Genomic DNA, 20,262 nt, shown 5'->3' on the forward strand with positions numbered 1-20,262 from the left:
CCATCTGCTAGCATATTTGGGACTTGTTATTTTCTTTCATGTGCCTTATTTAAGTTTTACTCTTATAAATCTAGGTAGTAAATTAAATATTCTTGGGGATATGCTATCAATATCACTCTTTTTAATTCCACCCAACAATAGCATTATGTATAAGTAAACAAATCCTCCTATTGCAATAATCAATAGTGTTGTAATTCCTTTTAACATAATACCTGCTTTTGTTATTGTTATTAACATTAATGCAGGTGATTTTATGGTAAATATTACCCCTGCCATTACTATTGATGCAGTAAGTGGTTTAATTATATTTCTAAACATATGTATTTTTACCCTAAGAACCTTTTTTAGTGCTCTTTGATTTAAAAACATCGGTATTGCAAACCATAAAAAATTTCCTGCAACTACTCCTAAAATATTTATACTTGGCATTCCTACTAATATATAGTTAGCAATTATCTTAGCAACGATACCTATGCTAAACGTTCCAAGAACAAAATAAAGTTTATTCATACTTTGAAGTATTACAGTTTGTATTTGTACAACTGCCATAAGAATTAGTACTACCGATCCCATTACCATTAATTCAAAGCCTTGATCCGTTCCATATAACAATTCAAAAACTTCTCTTCCTAGTGAAGACAATCCTATTGCCGCTGGTATTGTTATTATAAAAATCATTCTAAATGCAAAAGTTGTTTTTCTTCTTATTTCTTTTTTATCTTTTAATGCCATAGCTGTTACTATTGCTGGTAATACGGTTGTCCCAAGTGCAGTTACAATTATAAGCGGAACTGATAATAATGTTTTATATCTTCCAAGAACTCCATAAAGTACTTGAGACTCCTGCAAATTAAATCCTGCAACTGCTAGCCTACTATTTACATTTACCATATCTACAAGACTACCAAAATTTTGAAGCCCTGAACATAAAGTAATTGGTAGACCATATTTTATTAGTTTTTTAATTATGTGCTTCGTTCTTATCCTTTTATTTGTGCCTTGAGCTTCTATAGAATCCTCTTCAAATCTTTTCTTTCCATAAATATAAACCATGTAAAGACACGCAACAAAAGCGCCTATTGAAGTACCAACAGTCCCTCCAGCACTACCATATTCAATACTTATTTTCACTAAGAAAAATGCACAAGTTAAACTAATTATAATATTTATAACTTGTTCTAGTACTTGAGATATTGCTATAGCCGTCATACTATTTTTACCTTGAAAATATCCTCTATAAGAGGATAAAATGGATGTTACAAATATACTTGGTGCGAGCATTAAAATTCCATAAGATGCCGCAGGATTTCCAATTGCACGTCCAATAGGAAAGGCAAATAGCATTAAGAATATAGTTAGTATTGCTCCAACTAAAGCTAAAAGAGTTCTCGCTATTTTAAGAGTTCTTACAGCATCGTTGGATTTTCCTATAGCTGTAAGTTCAGCAACTACTTTCGCAATGGCTGGCTGAGTTCCTAAATTTGTAACTGCATATACAAATAAAAATACCTCATAACAATTTTGATATATTCCATATCCATCAAGCCCTATTATCCTTTGGAGTAGAGGTATATAAAATACTGATATTACTTTAGTTAAAAGACCTGCTATCGAAAGAATTAAAAAGCCTCTATTACTGCTACTATTGGCTGATTGCTCTTCCATAATTACCTCCTATCTAATTGAAAATTTAAACACATCTTGTTTTATTTTTTTTAATATTGGAGGTATTGCTACTGCTATGGTCTTATTCTTTAAATAACTTAGCTTATCATTAACATTTCTAAAAATTAATTTATAAGCATATAAATATTGATAGTTTAAGCCATATTTATTTTCAAAAAATGAATTTAATTTCTTATCTCCATATTTATTGTCCCCAATTATTGGATTTCCCAAATGTGCCAAATGAGCTCTTATTTGATGACTTCTTCCTGTAATTAAATTAATATCTAAGAATGAATATGCACCATTAGTTTCTACTACACTTATTTCCATTGCTATTCTTTTAGAATTCTTAACTTCTGTGTCATGTACTGTTGATATATTAGTTTCAAGATTCTTTACTATATACCCTTCATAAAGACCATCTCTTACTTTACCTTTTGCTAAAGTATAATAATGTTTTCTTATTTCATCTTCTCTAATAGCTTCGTTTATGCACTTTAATCCATCGAAACTCTTTCCAAAGATAATTAAACCAGATGTATTTCTGTCTAATCTATTACATGCTGCTGGAGTGAATGTCAATTCATTTTCTGGCACATAATCTCCTTTAGCATTCAAATATGAAAGAACATAATCTGTAAGTGTTGGTTCTTTACTAGTATTGCTATCTGAATGAACTAATACATTTATCCATTTCTCAAGTATTAACATATTTTCATCTTCATATGCAATTTTGATTCCTTTCGGATCAACTTTAATAAACTTTTCTGTTTTATCTTCTTTCTTACTTTGTATGTATTTAATTTCTACTATATCGCCTTCTTGCAAAAAGTACTTTTCATTTTGCTTTGCACCATTGACTCTTATATCTTTTTTTCTTAAAGCTTTAAAAATTGCACTTAAAGGTACATCCTTTAACAATTTTCTTAAGAATTTATCTAATCTCTGACCTGCTTCATTTGGGCCTATTTCTATTTTCAAATATAATCACTCCTAATTTTTCAATGCACAATTGACAATGTACAATTGTGGTACAATTTCCTTTGGAAATCGAATCATTTTATATATTAAATGCCAAGGCATTTCTTATTTTTCTAATTGTTTCAAATCCCACAGGATTTGGTCCCTAATTGTTCATTGTACATTGTAAACTGTACATTGTCAATTGAAACTACTTTGTTAAATAGTTGAATGCTGCCAAAGCTTGAATAGAAACTCCAATTGGTAGACAATCTTCATCTATATTAAATAAATTGCTATGAGCAGGTTCTGTAGTTTTCTTTTCTTTGTTACCTGATCCTAAGAAATAGAATGCTGAAGGCCTTTCATTTGCAAAGTATGCAAAACTTTCAACTCCCATTTTAGGTGCCCTTTGCTCTAAAACATTTTCCTTACCTATAACTACACTTGCAGACTCTGTTATTAAATCTACAAATTCATCATTATTATAAAGACAAGGATAACTTTCATCTACATTTATTTCTGCCTTTGCCCTTGACATAGTTGCAATTCCATCTACAATTTCATTTAATCTTTTTATAGCAAATATTCTATCTTCCTTAGTCATTGTTCTGATCATTCCACTTAAGGTAGCTTCTCCTGGAATAATATTTTGAGCTGTTCCTGCATGAAGCGTTCCAACAGTTATAACAATTGGATTTACCGGAGCTATTTCTCGGCTTACTATTGTTTGAAGTGCTATTACAATATGACTTGCTATAACTATAGGATCAACAGTTGTATGAGGTGATGCTCCATGACCTCCTTGACCTATTATTTTTATGCTGAATGGATTTGATGCAGCATTAACCACACCCTTTTTTATTTTTATAGTGCCACATTCTGTTTCTTCATCCACATGAAGCCCAAGAATACAATCAACCCTTGGATTTTCTAGAATTTCTTCGCTTATCATATGCTGAGCTCCACCTGTAGTTTCTTCTGCTGGTTCAAATAATAACTTTACAGTTCCTGAAAATTTGTCTTTATTATCATTTAATATCTTTCCAGCACCCATAAGTATTGTTGTGTGAGCATCATGACCACAAGCATGCATCTTACCCTCAATCTTAGACTTAAAATCACAAGTTTTCATATCTTTAATAGGAAGTGCATCTATATCTCCTCTTAAAGCTATAGTTTTATTATTTCCTTCTTTTGTCCCTTTTATAATTCCACATACTCCTGTTTTTGCTACTTCAATATACGGAATTTCATTAGCTTTTAAGAAATCTTTAATAACTTTGGATGTTCTAATTTCCTCAAATCCGATTTCAGGATGTTCATGTAAATCTCTTCTTATTTGTATAAGTTCATCTTTTATATCCTCAGCTTCTTTTTTAAAATCTATCACTCTATTAGTTCCTCCATAATTCATTTTTTTATTTTCAAAACAAATACTTCATACTACCAACTTAATTCTCATACATATTAAATAAAATAACAAGCCAAAGATATATATTAAATAACACTCCAAAAAACTTCTATTATATCTCCGTCTTTTATGTTTGCTGTATATGATGATTTTTCTCCATTTAAATTTAAATTAATTATTCCTTTTGCTATTGTTAAATCAAAATCTATATAATCAAATATATCTACAATTATATATTGTAATTTTCCCTTTAATGTTGTATTTTGTCCATTTATATTTACTGTTATACTAGAAAATCCTTCTTTAGTAATTGCCACTTCATTTTGAGTTGTCATTTCAGTTTTATTTGGATTATTAATATAGTCAAATTTTATATTTTCATCATTATTATCTTCTGTTATATCATCTATATTATTTTCAAAATCTTTAACCTCTTCTGACAATTGACTTTCTTTAGGATTTTTAATTTGTTTTATAATATAATCTCCTTCGCAAATTTCATAATTGTCTTCTAAGATGCTTTCCTCTTTAAGTAAATTCACATCCTCTTTTAAGATATATTTTTTAAAATCACATACTTTGCAAGGCAAAAACACTTTTACTTCATCACCATTGCTTATTACATAATCTAAATCTCCTTTTTTCCCATTAACAAATATTACCGGATCGATATTTATAATTTTTCCATCTAAATAAATAGAAATTGAATTTATGTTCTTAATATGCTGTGATAATCTTGGTTGTGAATCTTTTCCATTCTGTGCATATTCTAATGTAATATTATCACTTGCTTTTACTTCTGTTTCAAGAGTTGCTTCTTGCCCATTAATTGTAATTTTAGCATTAGTTCCATATTCACCAAAAACAATTCTTTTACATCCATTATAATTAAATCTAACGCTTTTCCCATTTTTGCTTATTAATAATGAAGGATTTATTCCAGCTTGAAGTAATACATCCATTATAGTATGTTTATGAGAATTAAATAAACTAATTGGGTCATTATTTAAAATCACATCAATAAAATCATTACCTAAACTTCTTATTGCAGTTAAAGCTATTCCAAGAACAGTTACTCCAGCTGAACCCAATACATTGTCTGAAACACATTCTGTAACTGCTTGTCTATCTTTAATGGCAATTCTTTGAGGTTGCAATTTCAACTTATCTGCAATTGTTTCTAAAATACCTGGTGTGTGCGCTCCACCACCTACTAAAAACACAGCACTAGGAGCTTTGTCACCATTTAATTCTAAAATCTTCTTAGAAATTTCTTCCGATACTTTATTAACTATGACACTAACTAATTTAAATACATTTTCTGATAATATTGTATTTTCAATACCAAAAATATCAGTATATGTTACTTCTTTTTCTTTTCCAATAGATTTTTTTATATTTTCAGCAGTATTAAATTCAACTAAATATTCTTGAACAATAGCTTCTGTAATTTCATCGCCTGCCATTGGAACCATTCCATAAGCTGAAATGCTTTCTTTATAGCTTATTGCTATATCTGATGTGCCCGCACCAATATCTACTAATGCAATATTTAAAAGTCTTAAATTCCTTGGGATTGCAGCTTCCATTGCTGCTATTGGTTCTAATGTTAAATTTACAACTTTTAAATTAACCTTATTCATCACTGAATAAAGAGAGTCAATTACAGATCTCGGTAAAAATGTCGCAATAACTTCTTCTCCAATATTTTGACCCTTATGTCCAATTAAATTAGATATTAAAAATCCATTTAAATAAAAACTTTTTACTGAATAACCAACACAATATAATTTTCCTTCAGTTGTAGCAGCTATTTCTCCTTCTGCTTTTTTTACAGCACTTAATTCAAGACTTCGTACAATTTCTTTATCCACTTCTTCATCTTCATTAAGTTCAATATCTGCTTTTATATCAACCGTTCTTAAAAATCTACCTGCTGCTGCAATAGATACTTCATTTAATTGTATTTGAAGTTCTTCTTCCAGATAAGCTTTAACTTTTTGAACAACTGATGCAACTAGCGTAATATCATGTATTTGACCATCTATCATAGCTCTTTCTTCATGTTCTAAGTATTTCTCACATACTACGTGGAACTTCTTATCCTTTATTATACCTACTGTTCCTATAATTGATCTTGTCCCTATATCTAAGGCAAAAATTATATCTTTTTGATTAAATCTTTTCAATTCCATATAAACACAACCTTTATTGCTTTATTTATCCGATAGCTAGCATCCGTAACACTCCCACCTTTTCAAGTGGGATATTATATCTTCTTGTTATCTTTTTATATGCCTAAATCTACTATAAATTATATATTATATACTAAATTCATACAATCACCTAAAGGATTTGTTTACACTTTTTTCTATAAGGTTCAACTAGATTCAAGTAGAATTTTATATTCTATGTAAATTTAGTTAAACTTGTAATCTTAAGGATTATCTCACCTATTAAAACAAAATATGAGATAATTCTAACTTATTTACTTATTGTCCTTCCTCTGCTAAAATAATATAGTCATGATAAATGAGCAATTAGCTATACTAATATATTTAACTACTAACACTTATGTGAAATCTGTAAAAATTATTTAAGGCACTATCATACTAATTTGTTATTCTCTTAAATGTGCCTAAAAATTAAAAAGGTGGGATAATATGCAAAATAGATCTAATACATCTTTATTAAAAAATACGTATTTAGATGCTTATCATGCCGTAGAGGCTTGTTTAATACAGCATAATTTTGGTCTTTTATTTTCAAGAAAAGTAGAAAATCAAGTTTTTGATATTATGATTACAGCTCAAAATCAAAAAGTTCCAGTTAAAAAACTAGAATGTCATAAAGATTTGAATAAATTTTGTGATGATTTAATAAATGAATATAATAAATCTATTTCAATTATGCAACAAATTATTGAAGGAATATTTACTTTTTCATTACTCGTTTTCTTTTTTACTTTACTAGATGTAATATTTGAAAAAGGAGTATTAAAAAGTACATTAATAACTTGTCTATTAATCTTCATAGGATATTTTATTTCAAATACAATTTTAAGATTTAAAAAAAGTGTTACTTCTAAAATACGATCCCTTTTGATTTTGGGGATTGTACTAATCCCGTTTGTGTTAATGTCTTTCTTAAAAATCAAATTTGATTTATTAACTACAACCTTATCCTTTCCTAATAGCCTATTTTTAGTTCTATTAACTTGTGGAATTTCAGTAGTTTTTTACTTAATACTTTCAAAAAAATATGATTTATTTATATTTATAAAAAGTAATTAATTTTACCTAAAATATTTAATAATAATAGTTTATTTCTATTCTTTATGTCTCTAAAGCATCTATATATAATAAAAAGATAGCAGATATGTTTATATAAAAAACTATCTACTATCTTTATTTTCACATTTAAATTTTGGGTTTAAAACTGACTATAAGTATATATCTGAGAATTCAATATCTACTGTTTCAGTACTATTTTTTTCACAAAGTATATGTTTTCCTATGTCCGAGGATAGTTTGTTGTCTTCACTATCAAAAGGAAATGTTACTAAAAATTCAGTTCCCTCATTAAGTTTACTTCTACAAGTTATAGTGCCCCCTTGAATTTCCACAAGAGATTTTACAATAGATAAACCTATACCACTACCTTCATTTTTTCTAGATAAACTTGTGTCAACTTTTTTGAATCTCTCAAAAACTTTTTTCTGCATTTCTTCTGGTATACCTATTCCATCATCTTTTACACTAACAACCATGTTATTTTGATCTGTTTTATAGATATAAACCTTAATAGTACCATTTTCTTTTCCATACTTCACTGAGTTAGATAACAGATTTAACATTATTCTTTCTATTGAATTAGCATCAAATTTGAAATATAATTCTTCCATTTCTGTATCAAAAACTAAATTTATTTTCTTATTTTCCGCATAAGTTGTAATTGACAAGGTTATATTTTCAATTATACTTATAATATTTCCAACTACAAATAATGGTTTAAAGAAACCAGCTTCTATTTTGGATAAATCAATAATATTGTTGACTAATCTTATTAATCTCAAGCAGTTTTGTTTAATTATTTTATTATACTTTATAATATCATCTATGGTTAAATTGTCATAATATTTCATTTCCATTTGCAAAACAGAATAAATAACATTTAATGGAGTTCTTAACTCATGAGATATATTTGTAAAGAATTCATTTCTTTCTTCTAATAAATGATGTTCATTAATTACTTCTTTCTTATTATAATCAATGCAGTTAGACCATACATTCAATCCGTTATAAATACATTTAGCCATAGTTTTACAAGAACCGTAGCCGCATGCTGAACAGTTAATATTTCTCGACTCTTCACTTAGCTTGTTCATTTTAATGAATATTTCATCATATTGTTTATCAGAAGGTTCAATTATATCATCAACAATAATATTTTTGTTATATAATCTTTTAAAATCTTGAAGTTTTAAATTTTTATCGAAATAATTATGTAACCAATTAAATTTCTTCCGAATTAACTTTCCGCCTTTGTCTGTTTTTTTTATCTTCTTTAGCTTATCGAATTTATAATCAACTTCATCTATAGTAGTAGAATTTTCATACTTATTACAGGTGCCTGTACCAAAATTACAACCGTAAGAACAATTAAGAATATCTACAACTAATGGTATTTGTTTGTTGCTTTTTAAATTGTTATTATAGTCTTCAAGGTATTTATACGCATTGTGTGGACCGTTTATTTGTCTTATCCAAGCATCTTTTATATGTAGCTCAATATTTTCCTTAAGTCCTCCTGGTCTGCTGAAAAGAAACCCTAAACTACATCCTATATCATCAAATTTACCTTCCTCATATTGAGATAAATCTATGTGCTTAGCTTCCAAATATTCTGTAAGTTTTTTAAAGGTTACATTGTATTTTACATAACCATACGTATTTATATCATTAATTTCATCAGCTTTTGCCACACAGGGAGATAAAAATGCAATATCATCATGTATATTGGCATATTTTTTCATATAAATAGCTGTACACATCATTGGACTATGTACAGGTGCAAGTTTATCAATTAACTCTGGTTGATATTTTTGTATGTAATTAACTATTGGAGGACATGGTTGTGCTATCATGGTATTCAAATTATCTTTTTTCATTGTTCTTAAATATGCCCAAACAGTTATATCAGCACCAAAGGATACATCATAAATAAGGTTTACCCCTAGATTTTTTAAGTAACCTAATAATTTTTTATATTCATCAAAGTTTACTATAAGAGATGGCGCAGCAATTATTGATATTTTCTTTCCATTGCATAGATCTTGAAAAAATCTTTCTGTATCATCTTTGAAGTCTCTAGCATTATGATCACAAACTTTAATACATTTTCCACAATGAATGCATTTTTCAGTATTTATTTTTATTTTATTATTTCCATCAACAAGATAAACAATGTTAGCACCAGTAACTGGACAATTAGTAAGGCATTTATTACAGCCTACGCACTTTTCCTCATTTGAGTATATTTGTTCTACAAAGTTGTACATTTATAATTCCTCCTAAAAGCTAGTGAGTTTTATTTGGAGTTACTAGAAATTATTGTCTACACTTAACAAAAACTACTTTGAAATGTTTACTGTTTTTGTCATACATAACTCTCCTTCAATTAACTAGACTTTGCACTTTAAAGGGACAGTAAATAGTTTTAGCGTTTACACAAAACTATCTACCGTCACTTATTATATTACTATTTCACCCAAGCACCATTTACATCCAGCTTATAACCATCTATTGTAGTATTTTTAGCCATCTTTCCTGATGATTGTAGGTAATACCAATTTCCATCTGCATCTTTAATCCAACTTATTTTCATTTTTCCATTGTTATCTAAGTAATACCAGTTTTGATCTGTATCTCTATACCAACCTGTTTTCATTTTCCCATAATCATCTAAATAATACCAGTTTTTATCCGTATCTTTCAACCAACCTTTTTTCATATTTCCATCGTTATCTAAATAGTGCCATGCTCCATTTTCATTTTTCCATCCTTTATGAAATCCATTATTTCCAGTACTATTTTTATCTCTCCAACCGTTATGAAGACCATTGTTTCCATCAAAATTACCTTTTTCTTGTGTTGCATCTGTTCTAACAATCTTTAAATTGTATGTTTTTGTATTATCGTCATCTTCAGTATTTTCTACTTTAATTGTATATTGATTATAATCAGAGCTAGAATAGACTTTATTCTCATCATATTCATCTTTATATACTCTTACTTTAAATGTAGTTGTTGTTTCTGATGAAATAGTAATATCATCATTCACCTTATATACAGTATTAGAATTTTCTTTAAATATTCTTATATTATCTTCATCAGCTCCATGTATACCCTTTATTACTACGTTACTTGATGAAGTATTGGTATAATATGTTCTGTTGACTTCTAAATCACCTGATAATTCATGGTCATAATCATTATCTTCATAAAGATCTAAATTACGTCCACTCGAAGTAGCTAATTCTAAGTCTGTTAATTCATTGGCATCTAATGTTGAAGCATGAGCCTCTGTTGTAAATATATTATAGTTTGTTTGACCTACTACTGAAAATGCTCCTATTGTGAGTGCCATAGCAATTGTACGTTTAACATTTTTATTCATATATCTAGTCTCCTCCTCTAATTTTAATATGTTATATACATAAATATAGTCAAATATTTTTAACAACATTATCCATAATACATACTAGCTTTTTAATACTATTTGTTCATAATGTGTAAATTTATTATTTTAATTCCTAAATTTACCTCATATAATACATTTCGTAATTCTATTAAAAATCTGACAAACTAAATAATAAATATATACATTTTATCTAACAGCATTCACAACTTTGAAAGTTTTATAGTCATTTTCATTTTGCAATAAAATCATTCCACTACTTATACTAAATTTTAACTAAACAAGGTATGAAACAAATTTATATTCGCAAGAATATTACCATATATGTATTGGTAATTATATCTTCTGTATCAAATTATTATCAATCAATACCTTCAAAGAAAAACTCCTTAGAGTATTATCAAAACTTATTGTTAATTTATCATCATTGAGTTCTTCTACTTCTCCAATACCATAAGCCTTATGAGCTATCTTATTACCCACTTCATAGCCATAGGTCTCCACAGGCATATCATTTAGTTTCCCCTCAACTATGAATCTTGAAACATCCTTAAATTGCCCTTTTCTATTTCTTGGAGAAAATAAATAAAGCTCATCTATTGCTCTTGTTATACCAACATAAAATAATCTTCTTTCCTCTTCTAAGTTTTCTTTCATACTAGATGCATGAGGGATTGTTTCCTCACAGCAATTAATAACATATACATTTCTAAACTCCATGCCTTTTACTCCATGTATAGTACTTAAGATAACCCCTTCTCTTTTTGTTTTTTTCTTACTCTCTTCTATAGTTTGTTTTATTTCTTCAATATGTTGCAAAAATTCAAAAATAGTTTTAAAGCTTTCTGCTGATAATTTAAATTCTTCTATTATGTCTTCTAAGTCATCGCTACTTTGATTGAATTTTTGAGCATATCCTTTTAAGTGATCTATATAGCCTAAATCCATAACTATATATGCAATTGCAGATGATAATGACACTCTGTTTAAGTAGTGTATATCTTTCCTTAAGTCATCAAGTTTTTTCTTTTGGAAAGGTGGTGTGTCTTGTTTATCAATTAATATTGTAAATGGATTTTCTTCTTTTACATAATTTTTTATATAAGCAATGTTACTTTTACTTATATATCTAAAAGGTTTATTTATTATTTGCAAAAAACTATTTGTATCAAATTGATTAATTGATAATTTTAAATATGCAATTAAATCTCTACATATAAAATGTTCAAAGAAATTATATTCTCTATCTAGTAATGTAAATGGAATCTTTCTTTTTGTTAAAACGTCTATCATTGTCATAGACTCCATATTTGTTCTATATAATACTGCATTGTCTTCATAAGAAATACCCAACTTTTTATTTTCTATAATTATATCTGTTAAGCTTTCAGCCTGCATTTTTTCATTATAAGGACTAAACCATTTAATGATTCCATAACTATCTTTATTCCACTTTATCTCTTTATTGTTTCTTTTTTTATTGAAGCTTATTACATCTTTTGATTTATCAACTATATTCATTTTGCTTCTATAATTAATTGATAAGTAATATTTTTTACCATTTTTAAATATCTTATCAAAACTAACCATATATTCAGGCTTTGAGCCTCTAAAAGAATAAATGCACTGATCCTCATCTCCAACTGCAAAAAGGTTATTATTTTCTCCATCATTTATTAACTTTAAAAAGTCAATTTGCATTTCATCACAATCTTGAAATTCATCTACTAATACATATTTAAATAATTTCCTATATGCTAAAAGCATATCTTCATCTTTTTTAAGTAATTCCAATACTTCTATCGCTAAGTCATCAAAATCTCGTTTATTATGTTCTTTTTTATATCCTTCATACTTTTCTAAAGCTTCCTCAAAAATTTCTTTTGTAAGAGTTGGTTCGAATTCATTTAATGAAGCTCTAGAGGTTTTATATAAAGAAATATTATTTATTGCCTCTTTTATTTTATCTTCATTAACCTCATCAAAATATTTGCTTAAAACATTGCTAACTATTTTATGAGCAATACCACCTTCTATTATATCTATGCTTTCCCCACACCTTAAAAGCATCTTATAAAATAATCCATGAAATGTTCCAAAAAATGGAGATGTATTTTTATTAAAAGCATCTTGATATCTCTTTTTCATATTTTGAGCTGCAGCCTTTGTAAAAGTTATTACTATTATATTCCCATTAGAAACTTTTTTATTTTCTACTAGGTGATTAACTTTGTTTATTATAACTGTTGTCTTACCTGAGCCTGGTGCTGCAACTATCAAAGCATTTTTTTCTTCTGCTTGTACTGCACTCATCTGATATTTGTCAAGGTTGTACCCCACTATTTAAATCCTTCTTTCTTTTCACTTAGGAACGTTTAAAAATAACAAACCAGCATCTTATTATATTTTGTGTGATGCAAAATATACATAGCATCTTTAACTTGTTATTTTCTTTCATATGCCTTATATTAATTTTAATTATGTTAAATTTAAATTTTCTTGAATATACTTTATTTCTTATTCATATCTAGATTATCTATATTCACTTTAAATTCTGCCCATAATTATTATTTCTAAATAAAACTCTGAACTCCAAAATTCTCAATTTTTTCATGTTTTGGTTATGCTTTATGCGTTTTTCCTATGTGATAATTCTTTAAATTCAACTTAAAATTTTGAATATTGTTATTTTTATTTTGAAAACTTCAATAGATGTCAAACTTTAAGTTATAATCAACTATATTGTAATCAAAGAATTATAGTTGTACAATAGTTTTATATATTTTTATTTATAATAAAATTATACAACTATTATTAAAGAGAAATTATTTTATATATTTTATTCAAAGGAGATTATTATGAATAATAAATCTAGTTTCAATGTAAAAGATGAAAGAAACTTAACAATGTTAGTTGATTTTTATGAATTAACTATGGGCAATGGTTATTTTGATAAAGGACTTCAAGACAAAATAGCTTATTTTGACATGTTTTTCAGAAGAATTCCTGATGAAGGTGGCTATTGTATAATGGCTGGTGTTGAGCAGTTAATAGAATACTTAAAGTCTTTAAAATTTACAGATGATGATATCACTTATTTAAGAGATAAAAATACTTTTTCTGAAGAATTTCTTGAATATTTAAAGAACTTTAAATTTAGTTGTGACGTTTGGGCAGTTCCTGAAGGAAATCCAGTATTCCCAAATGAACCACTTGTAACAGTTCGTGGACCTGTAATTCAAGCACAATTTCTTGAAACAATGATTCTTTTAACTATAAATCATCAAACTTTAATTGCTACAAAAGCCAATAGAATCTGTAGAGCTGCTGAAGGTCGTCCTGTAATGGAATTCGGTTCAAGACGTGCTCAAGGATATGATGGTGCAATTTACGGTGCCAGAGCTGCTATTATTGGCGGTTGTAGTTCAACAGCTTGTACTCTATCGGATAGAATGTTTAATATCCCTGCTGTAGGTACCATGGCACATAGCTGGGTTCAATTATATGATACTGAATATGATTCTTTTAAAGCTTGGGCTGAAATCTATCCAGATGACTGTGTATTGTTAATTGATACTTATAATGTTGTAAAGTCAGGGATTCCAAATGCAATAAAAGTGTTTGATGAAATTTTAAAACCACTTGGTAAAAGACCTAAAGGTATCAGAATAGATTCTGGTGATATTACTTATTTAACAGGCAGATGCAGAGAAATGTTAGATAAGGCTGGCTACGAGGATTGTAAAATAGTTATTTCCAACTCTCTTGATGAACATATTATAAAAGATGTTTTAGATCAAGGTGCAAGTATTGACTCTTTTGGCGTTGGAGAAAGACTTATAACAGCAAAATCTGAACCCGTTTTTGGTGGTGTTTATAAATTAGTTGCATTAGAAAATAATAATGAGATAATTCCTAAAATTAAAATAAGTGAAAATGAAGAAAAAATAACTAATCCTGGTTTTAAAAAAATAATAAGAATCTTTGATAAAAATTCCCATAAAGCATTAGCTGATTTAATTACCTTAAGAGATGAAAAGATTAATGAAACTGAGCCTTTAGTCTTATTTAATCCTATTCATACTTGGAAGCGAAAAAAAATCAAAAATTATTATACTAAAGATCTTCAAGTACAAATATTCAAAAGTGGGAAGTGTATATATGAATCACCTAGTGTTTTAGATATCAAACAATTCGCTAAAATTGAAGCTGATAAACTTTGGGCTGAAGTACTCAGGTTTGAAAATCCTCATACTTATTATGTTGATTTATCACAAAACCTATGGGCTTTAAAACACTCTTTACTTCATAAATATACAGCTTCATATGAATCACAAGATTAAGTGTAAGTGAGAATCCAAAATAAATAGAGATTATAATATCTTAAATAAGATATTATAATCTCTATTTATTTGTATTTAGTAGTTAATATTTATAATTTTCTCATCTTCATACATGGATAAATTCAGAAAATTATAATCTTCTTTTATACTATCTTTAAAATTCAAACTACTTGATTCTGTGCACTCCTGAAAAATGCACTTTTCACCATCTTGCCCTTCTGATGATTCACCTACTAATATAGGACATTCCCTATAGCATTCAAATGTTTCTATTGCTGTTGACCAAAATGGACACCTACCCATAAACCCCGCCATCCTTTTCTTATCTCTCATAATTCATGAAGTGATTCTTAGCTTCAAATAAAATCTGTTAATAGTGACGTATAATTTTCTGTATCTGAAACTTAGACAAACTTATACCCCCAAGGGTAACAATGTGACCTAGATAGAGTATCCCCTCCACGTTATGCAACCGTTATCTGCCTCTAAAAAAAAGTAGAATAATTGCGTATGCAAGCGATGAGATAAACCTCACAATTTACAATTCCATTATATTACATATAATGTGAAAAGTAAAGATTTTACAATAATAATTGCATAATTAAAAAAATAAAAGAGCTCCTCATTTTATAGAGTGCTCTTCCTTAAAATATTATCCTTAAATGTTCTAATTATTCTTAAAAACAGAAATGTTTATAAGCTCATTTTGGAAAGCTCTAAGTAATGCTTTTTCCAAAACTTTCTCTTTATCAAAATTTTCTATATCCTTACATTCTGCGAAGACTTTATTTTTTTCACCTCTAGCACTTTTATACGTCAAAGTTACATTTGGCTTATCATATTCTACTTCTAATATCTTTATTCCCCATGATATTTGAGCGAAATCACCATCAACTGTTAATTTTGTTAATTCCTTTAATTTAGTATTATCTTTGCTTGGATCCTTTATTACTATTAATTCATCTCCAACTTTATATTTGCACATAAAAATACGCCTCCTTATTATTTATATATTTATACCATCGGTTATATTATTTACACTCTGTAATAAGATTACTCTATATTTATATAATCTCTAATGAATGTTAATAATTTAACATTCGTACTTTATTTATATTTTAACAGATTTTTTATTAAAATACAATATCTTTTAATTATGAATTGAACTAATAATCTTTATAATTTACTATTTCTTAAAATCTTTATTGATTTTTAAAAACAGAAATATTTATAAGCTCATTTTGGAACGCTCTGAGTAATGCTTTTTCCAAAACTTTTTCTTTATCAAAATTTTCTATATCCTTACATTCAGAAAAAACTTTATTTTTTTCACCTTTAACATTTTTATTAGTTAAAGTTACATTGGGCTTATTGTATTCAACATCCAATATCTTTATTCCCAAAGTTATTTGAGCAAAATCCCCCTCAACTGTTAATTTAGTTAGTTCTTTTAGTTTAGTAACATCCTCATTCGGATCATTTACTACTATAAGTTCATCTCCAACTTTATATTTCCCCACCAAAATACGCCTCCTTGTTATTTATATGCTTCTATTTTTACTCCAAGTTATATAATTTAAAACTTAAAATAAAATTCAATATTTTTTTTATTGTAACTATTCACACCATGCTATGATCAGTCACTATGTTAATTAATTAACACACTGTCCTTGTTTATATTTTAACAGACTTTCCCTTACTATTCAATGCTTTTTATTCAAATTATTCAGATTATTCAAACTTTCTAATAAATTGAATTAATAATCATTATTTCTAAATAATATTAATTAATTCATTGACTATTTATTTATATCTATGCTATAATTTCTACATAAAACTATTATAAGTGAGGTATTTAAAATGGATTATATAGCTTCTATTTTCAAAGAAAAAAAGCTAAAATTAACTCCTCAAAGACTTGCCGTATATAATTATCTAATTAATACAACTTCTCATCCTTCAGCTGATATTATATATACAGATATTCATGTCCAGTATCCAACTATGAGCTTAGCTACAGTTTACAAAGCTCTAAAAACATTAGTTGATGTTGGCTTAATTCAGGAAATAAACGTTGGTGAAGGTAATTTTAGATACGATGGAAATTCTTCTTCACATCCTCATTTACAATGTCTAGGTTGTGGCAAAGTTAATGATTTTAGAGATTTATCTCTTGACAATCTCAATTCTTTAGCCGAGGAGCATACTGATTATAAAATCATCTCTAATAAAGTTTATTTTTATGGTTATTGCACCGATTGTCAATAAAAATTATCTTTTGACTATAATTTTAAATACATGTTTATTTAAAATTATAGTTTTTTTATTTTATTACCTCTAGATGATTAATATGCACATAACTATTAACATATAATTTATTGAGGTGATACATAATGAAGATCTTAATAATAAATAAAAAACTTTTAGTAAATATACTATTCAGTATATTATTACTTTTTTTAATTGCAACTCTCCTTTATTTTGTTTCCAATAAATTTAAATATGTTCAAACTATATCTCCAATAAACATTTCTGAGAATAAACAATTTGACTTAACAGGTGATGGTAAAAAAGATACTCTACAAATATTAAATTCTCAAAATAAAATTGACTTTATTATAAATTGCTTTGATGATAATTTCTATCTTTCTAATCAAGTCGATGATAAACTCCTTTTTACCCCTAATAACCATTGGGAACCAAGAGTTCTTCTTAGTGATATTTCTAGGGATAACATACCTGAAATTATAATTCAAGGTTCAAAAAATAATAAATGTATTTCCTATGTATTTCATTGGAATAAAAAAAATTTCAATTTAATTTTTTCAAATAATAACAATATTTTTGGTATACTAGACAGTAAAAATTCTAGGACTCCTAAATGTTATTCAATATCCTCATCTGAAGGACTTACTTCATTAAATAGTTTTATGCTTATTAATGATGCAACTTTAGATACTAGCAAAGAAATTTCAACTCTTCCATCATTGGATTCTGTGACACAATTTATAGACATAATTCAACTTCCTTATGTACTTGATGATATTCCCGATATTTTTACTTCTTCAATTGATAAAGATAGTTTATCTTTACTTTGGAATTTAGATAAAGAAAATTATTCTTATTCCTTTCAAAATGCTTTTTTTTATGATTATAAATGGACTGATTCGGGAGATCCTTCATTAATACGATGGAGATTATCTTTCGAAAAAAGTAGTATTAAAGGTGGGGAAAATGATAAAACTGAATTACTATTACTAATAGATTTACAAAAAGATGATTCTTCTTATAAAATTAATAACATACAAAAAATCAAATAAAATTTTAAAGACCGCATAATGCGGCCTAAAGGGGGATGAGGGGTTACTTAATGAAGTAAACATTTATCCGCTAACTAACTGCTACTAATATGCCAGCCCTTTTAGGTTGGTATATTGGTACTAAGTTCCTGGACAATGTACCCATTATGGATATAAGTTCAACTAATATTCAGATGGGGATCAAGTTTCACTTATTAATTCATTAAGGTTGTAAAAGAATATTTTCTCTATTACATTAATATTATTGACATGTTTTCTTTTTGTATACATACTTTCAAAATTAATTTAGGATTTTAACATATTCAAAAAATAATAAGTCAGGGTGCTAATTTATTTGGTCTTAAAATATAATATCCTTCACGTTTTGACTTATTATTTTCTTTCATATTATTTGTTTTAAATATCTGTAAATTCTCCACTTTTATACGCTTCTATAATTTTATCTATAAACTGTATTCTATCAGGATGAGCATAGCTCCTTAATGCCATTAAAAAGTCTAAATTTTCATCATTATCATTAACATTAACATTAACATTTTTATTATTAGTACTCTTTTTATTATTTTTATCAACATTTGAACTTACAGTATTTTTTGAGCTAGTATTGTTACTAGGATTTGATTTCATATTTCGACTAGCATTTGAATACATATTTTTATTAATATCGTTATTTGTACTATTCATATTTCCTTGTGGAAAATTATTATCTAAATTCAAACCCATCATTTGAGCTAATGACCCTAGATTTCCAAAATTGAATCCATCGGTATTCATTGAGGATAACATATTGCCCATATTACTCATATCAAAATTTCCACCTAGTAATCCCATTAATTGCATGGGATCTATGCCAAAAGGGATATTTTTATTATTAGTATTACTATTATTAGTAGTATTGCTATCATTTATTATTGGATTTTGTTCCCTATGTTTATGCTTAGCCATTTTTTAATCCTCTCAATTATAATTGCCTCATTTTAATATATGTATTTATATATAAAAATGTTTATATTTTTAAGCATTTTTTTAGAGGGCTTATAAAGCCCTCTATCAACTATTCTAACAGCAACAATTAGATCCTTCGTTTCCAGAACCTAAAAATTTAGAAAAACTTCCACCACATAATAAGAATAGTAAAATAATTAAATATGATTTATTACAATTTAATAATCCTGATCCACATGCTATTAGCAGAAATAAGATTGGTGTACATCCACCACCTCCGAATAGTCCAGAACCACTAGACATTGAATCGTAACAACAGCACTCATCATGTTTCTTTTCACAACAACATTTATTCTTCTTAGACATATTTATCTCTCCTTCCTAAAAATTCTGGATACTAACAACCAATTCCACAACCAATTGGTGATCCGCCTCCGAATCCACCTAAACCACATCCTCCACCAAAGTTGGATTTTCCACCACTATTGCAAAGGAATAATATTACTAATAAGAACAAGTATGATGAACAGTTACCTAATCCCCCACCACCATGACTTTCTTTTTTACAGCAACAATCATGTTTTTTTTCACAACAGCAGTTATCATATCCGCCTCTTCCATAGTTACCTTTTCCACAACCACAATAAAACAATATTAATAAGATCCAAATCCAGCTTCCAAATCCACATCCGCCAGCAGCTCCTTGGCCAAAACCACCTGGAAAACATCCATTTCCTTGTCCTCCGAAGTTTGACCCGCAATCACAACTGTTAGACATTGAATTAGAGCAATCGTCATCGCATGAATTTAAACCATTTAGGATATCATTCATCTCCATATTTATTCCTCCTTGGAAATATTTTTTTCTTTTTTATATTATATATTATTCCCATTCAGAATTTTTGACACATTT

The 20,262-nt window shown here is 27.7% G+C and carries 17 protein-coding genes; 4 read left to right on the forward strand and 13 right to left on the reverse strand.

Going from position 1 to position 20,262, the window contains the following annotated elements:
- Positions 1-45 precede the first annotated feature (45 nt).
- The 4 genes from DIC82_17275 to DIC82_17290 form a co-directional block, all read right to left on the reverse strand.
- The gene (locus DIC82_17275) at positions 46-1,665 is read right to left on the reverse strand and encodes a polysaccharide biosynthesis protein (protein AWK52638.1); all 1,620 of its coding nucleotides are present in this window, start codon (positions 1,663-1,665) and stop codon (positions 46-48) included.
- Positions 1,666-1,674: 9 nt separating this feature from the next.
- Positions 1,675-2,649 (reverse strand): RluA family pseudouridine synthase, encoded by a 975-nt coding sequence (locus tag DIC82_17280; GenBank protein ID AWK52639.1) that lies wholly within the window; start codon positions 2,647-2,649, stop codon positions 1,675-1,677.
- A gap of 190 nt (positions 2,650-2,839) precedes the next feature.
- Complete coding sequence (locus DIC82_17285; protein AWK52640.1) at positions 2,840-4,021, reverse strand: amidohydrolase; 1,182 nt, start codon at positions 4,019-4,021, stop codon at positions 2,840-2,842.
- A gap of 107 nt (positions 4,022-4,128) precedes the next feature.
- Entirely contained in the window at positions 4,129-6,237 is a 2,109-nt protein-coding gene (locus DIC82_17290) for a cell division protein FtsA (GenBank protein AWK52641.1), read from the reverse strand.
- A 468-nt stretch (positions 6,238-6,705) separates the two neighbouring features.
- Between DIC82_17290 and DIC82_17295 the strand changes: the two genes are divergently transcribed.
- On the forward strand, positions 6,706-7,335 hold the full coding sequence (locus DIC82_17295) for a hypothetical protein (GenBank protein AWK52642.1): 630 nt from the start codon (positions 6,706-6,708) through the stop codon (positions 7,333-7,335).
- 149 nt (positions 7,336-7,484) lie between these two features.
- Here DIC82_17295 and DIC82_17300 read toward each other — a convergent pair whose 3' ends face one another.
- The 3 genes from DIC82_17300 to DIC82_17310 all read right to left on the reverse strand — a co-directional run bounded on the left by DIC82_17300 (position 7,485) and on the right by DIC82_17310 (position 13,081).
- The gene (locus DIC82_17300; GenBank protein ID AWK52643.1) at positions 7,485-9,602 is read right to left on the reverse strand and encodes a hypothetical protein; all 2,118 of its coding nucleotides are present in this window, start codon (positions 9,600-9,602) and stop codon (positions 7,485-7,487) included.
- Between the two features lie 200 nt (positions 9,603-9,802).
- Positions 9,803-10,789 carry a hypothetical protein gene (locus DIC82_17305; GenBank protein AWK52644.1) on the reverse strand — a complete coding sequence of 329 codons (987 nt, stop codon included), beginning with the start codon at positions 10,787-10,789 and terminating at the stop codon, positions 9,803-9,805.
- A gap of 288 nt (positions 10,790-11,077) precedes the next feature.
- Positions 11,078-13,081, reverse strand: a complete 2,004-nt coding sequence (locus DIC82_17310) for an ATP-dependent helicase (protein ID AWK52645.1) — start codon at positions 13,079-13,081, stop codon at positions 11,078-11,080.
- Positions 13,082-13,599: 518 nt separating this feature from the next.
- Here DIC82_17310 and DIC82_17315 point away from each other — a divergent pair.
- Positions 13,600-15,084, forward strand: coding sequence for a nicotinate phosphoribosyltransferase (locus DIC82_17315; protein ID AWK52646.1), 1,485 nt, complete (start codon positions 13,600-13,602; stop codon positions 15,082-15,084).
- Positions 15,085-15,159: 75 nt separating this feature from the next.
- On the opposite strand, the gene DIC82_17320 is transcribed toward DIC82_17315, so the two are convergent.
- From DIC82_17320 to DIC82_17330, 3 genes are all read right to left on the reverse strand, one after another.
- Positions 15,160-15,387 (reverse strand): hypothetical protein, encoded by a 228-nt coding sequence (locus tag DIC82_17320; protein ID AWK52647.1) that lies wholly within the window; start codon positions 15,385-15,387, stop codon positions 15,160-15,162.
- 364 nt (positions 15,388-15,751) lie between these two features.
- Positions 15,752-16,069, reverse strand: coding sequence for a hypothetical protein (locus tag DIC82_17325; protein AWK52648.1), 318 nt, complete (start codon positions 16,067-16,069; stop codon positions 15,752-15,754).
- A 217-nt stretch (positions 16,070-16,286) separates the two neighbouring features.
- Positions 16,287-16,604, reverse strand: coding sequence for a hypothetical protein (locus tag DIC82_17330; GenBank protein ID AWK52649.1), 318 nt, complete (start codon positions 16,602-16,604; stop codon positions 16,287-16,289).
- A 340-nt stretch (positions 16,605-16,944) separates the two neighbouring features.
- Between DIC82_17330 and DIC82_17335 the strand changes: the two genes are divergently transcribed.
- Positions 16,945-17,352, forward strand: a complete 408-nt coding sequence (locus DIC82_17335; GenBank protein AWK52650.1) for a transcriptional repressor — start codon at positions 16,945-16,947, stop codon at positions 17,350-17,352.
- A gap of 125 nt (positions 17,353-17,477) precedes the next feature.
- Positions 17,478-18,404, forward strand: a complete 927-nt coding sequence (locus DIC82_17340; GenBank protein ID AWK52651.1) for a hypothetical protein — start codon at positions 17,478-17,480, stop codon at positions 18,402-18,404.
- A 396-nt stretch (positions 18,405-18,800) separates the two neighbouring features.
- Here the strand turns inward: DIC82_17340 and DIC82_17345 are convergent, their stop codons facing one another.
- The 3 genes from DIC82_17345 to DIC82_17355 form a co-directional block, all read right to left on the reverse strand.
- Positions 18,801-19,349, reverse strand: a complete 549-nt coding sequence (locus tag DIC82_17345) for a hypothetical protein (protein AWK52652.1) — start codon at positions 19,347-19,349, stop codon at positions 18,801-18,803.
- A 114-nt stretch (positions 19,350-19,463) separates the two neighbouring features.
- On the reverse strand, positions 19,464-19,715 hold the full coding sequence (locus tag DIC82_17350) for a hypothetical protein (GenBank protein AWK52653.1): 252 nt from the start codon (positions 19,713-19,715) through the stop codon (positions 19,464-19,466).
- 31 nt (positions 19,716-19,746) lie between these two features.
- Positions 19,747-20,187, reverse strand: a complete 441-nt coding sequence (locus tag DIC82_17355) for a hypothetical protein (protein ID AWK52654.1) — start codon at positions 20,185-20,187, stop codon at positions 19,747-19,749.
- Positions 20,188-20,262: the final 75 nt, after the last annotated feature.

Origin of the sequence: Clostridium beijerinckii (assembly GCA_003129525.1) — a bacterium.
Taxonomy (GTDB): Bacteria; Bacillota; Clostridia; order Clostridiales; family Clostridiaceae; genus Clostridium; species Clostridium beijerinckii_D.

Bases quoted from the DNA above. Each gene is read 5' to 3' on its own strand.
- DIC82_17275 (AWK52638.1), bottom strand. From the start codon at position 1,665: ATGGAAGAGCAATCAGCCAATAGTAGCAGTAATAGAGGCTTTTTAATT.
- DIC82_17290 (AWK52641.1), bottom strand. From the start codon at position 6,237: ATGGAATTGAAAAGATTTAATCAAAAAGATATAATTTTTGCCTTAGAT.
- DIC82_17295 (AWK52642.1), top strand. From the start codon at position 6,706: ATGCAAAATAGATCTAATACATCTTTATTAAAAAATACGTATTTAGAT.
- DIC82_17300 (AWK52643.1), bottom strand. From the start codon at position 9,602: ATGTACAACTTTGTAGAACAAATATACTCAAATGAGGAAAAGTGCGTA.
- DIC82_17305 (AWK52644.1), bottom strand. From the start codon at position 10,789: ATGTTGTTAAAAATATTTGACTATATTTATGTATATAACATATTAAAA.
- DIC82_17315 (AWK52646.1), top strand. From the start codon at position 13,600: ATGAATAATAAATCTAGTTTCAATGTAAAAGATGAAAGAAACTTAACA.
- DIC82_17320 (AWK52647.1), bottom strand. From the start codon at position 15,387: ATGGGTAGGTGTCCATTTTGGTCAACAGCAATAGAAACATTTGAATGC.
- DIC82_17325 (AWK52648.1), bottom strand. From the start codon at position 16,069: ATGTGCAAATATAAAGTTGGAGATGAATTAATAGTAATAAAGGATCCA.
- DIC82_17335 (AWK52650.1), top strand. From the start codon at position 16,945: ATGGATTATATAGCTTCTATTTTCAAAGAAAAAAAGCTAAAATTAACT.
- DIC82_17340 (AWK52651.1), top strand. From the start codon at position 17,478: ATGAAGATCTTAATAATAAATAAAAAACTTTTAGTAAATATACTATTC.
- DIC82_17345 (AWK52652.1), bottom strand. From the start codon at position 19,349: ATGGCTAAGCATAAACATAGGGAACAAAATCCAATAATAAATGATAGC.
- DIC82_17350 (AWK52653.1), bottom strand. From the start codon at position 19,715: ATGTCTAAGAAGAATAAATGTTGTTGTGAAAAGAAACATGATGAGTGC.
- DIC82_17355 (AWK52654.1), bottom strand. From the start codon at position 20,187: ATGGAGATGAATGATATCCTAAATGGTTTAAATTCATGCGATGACGAT.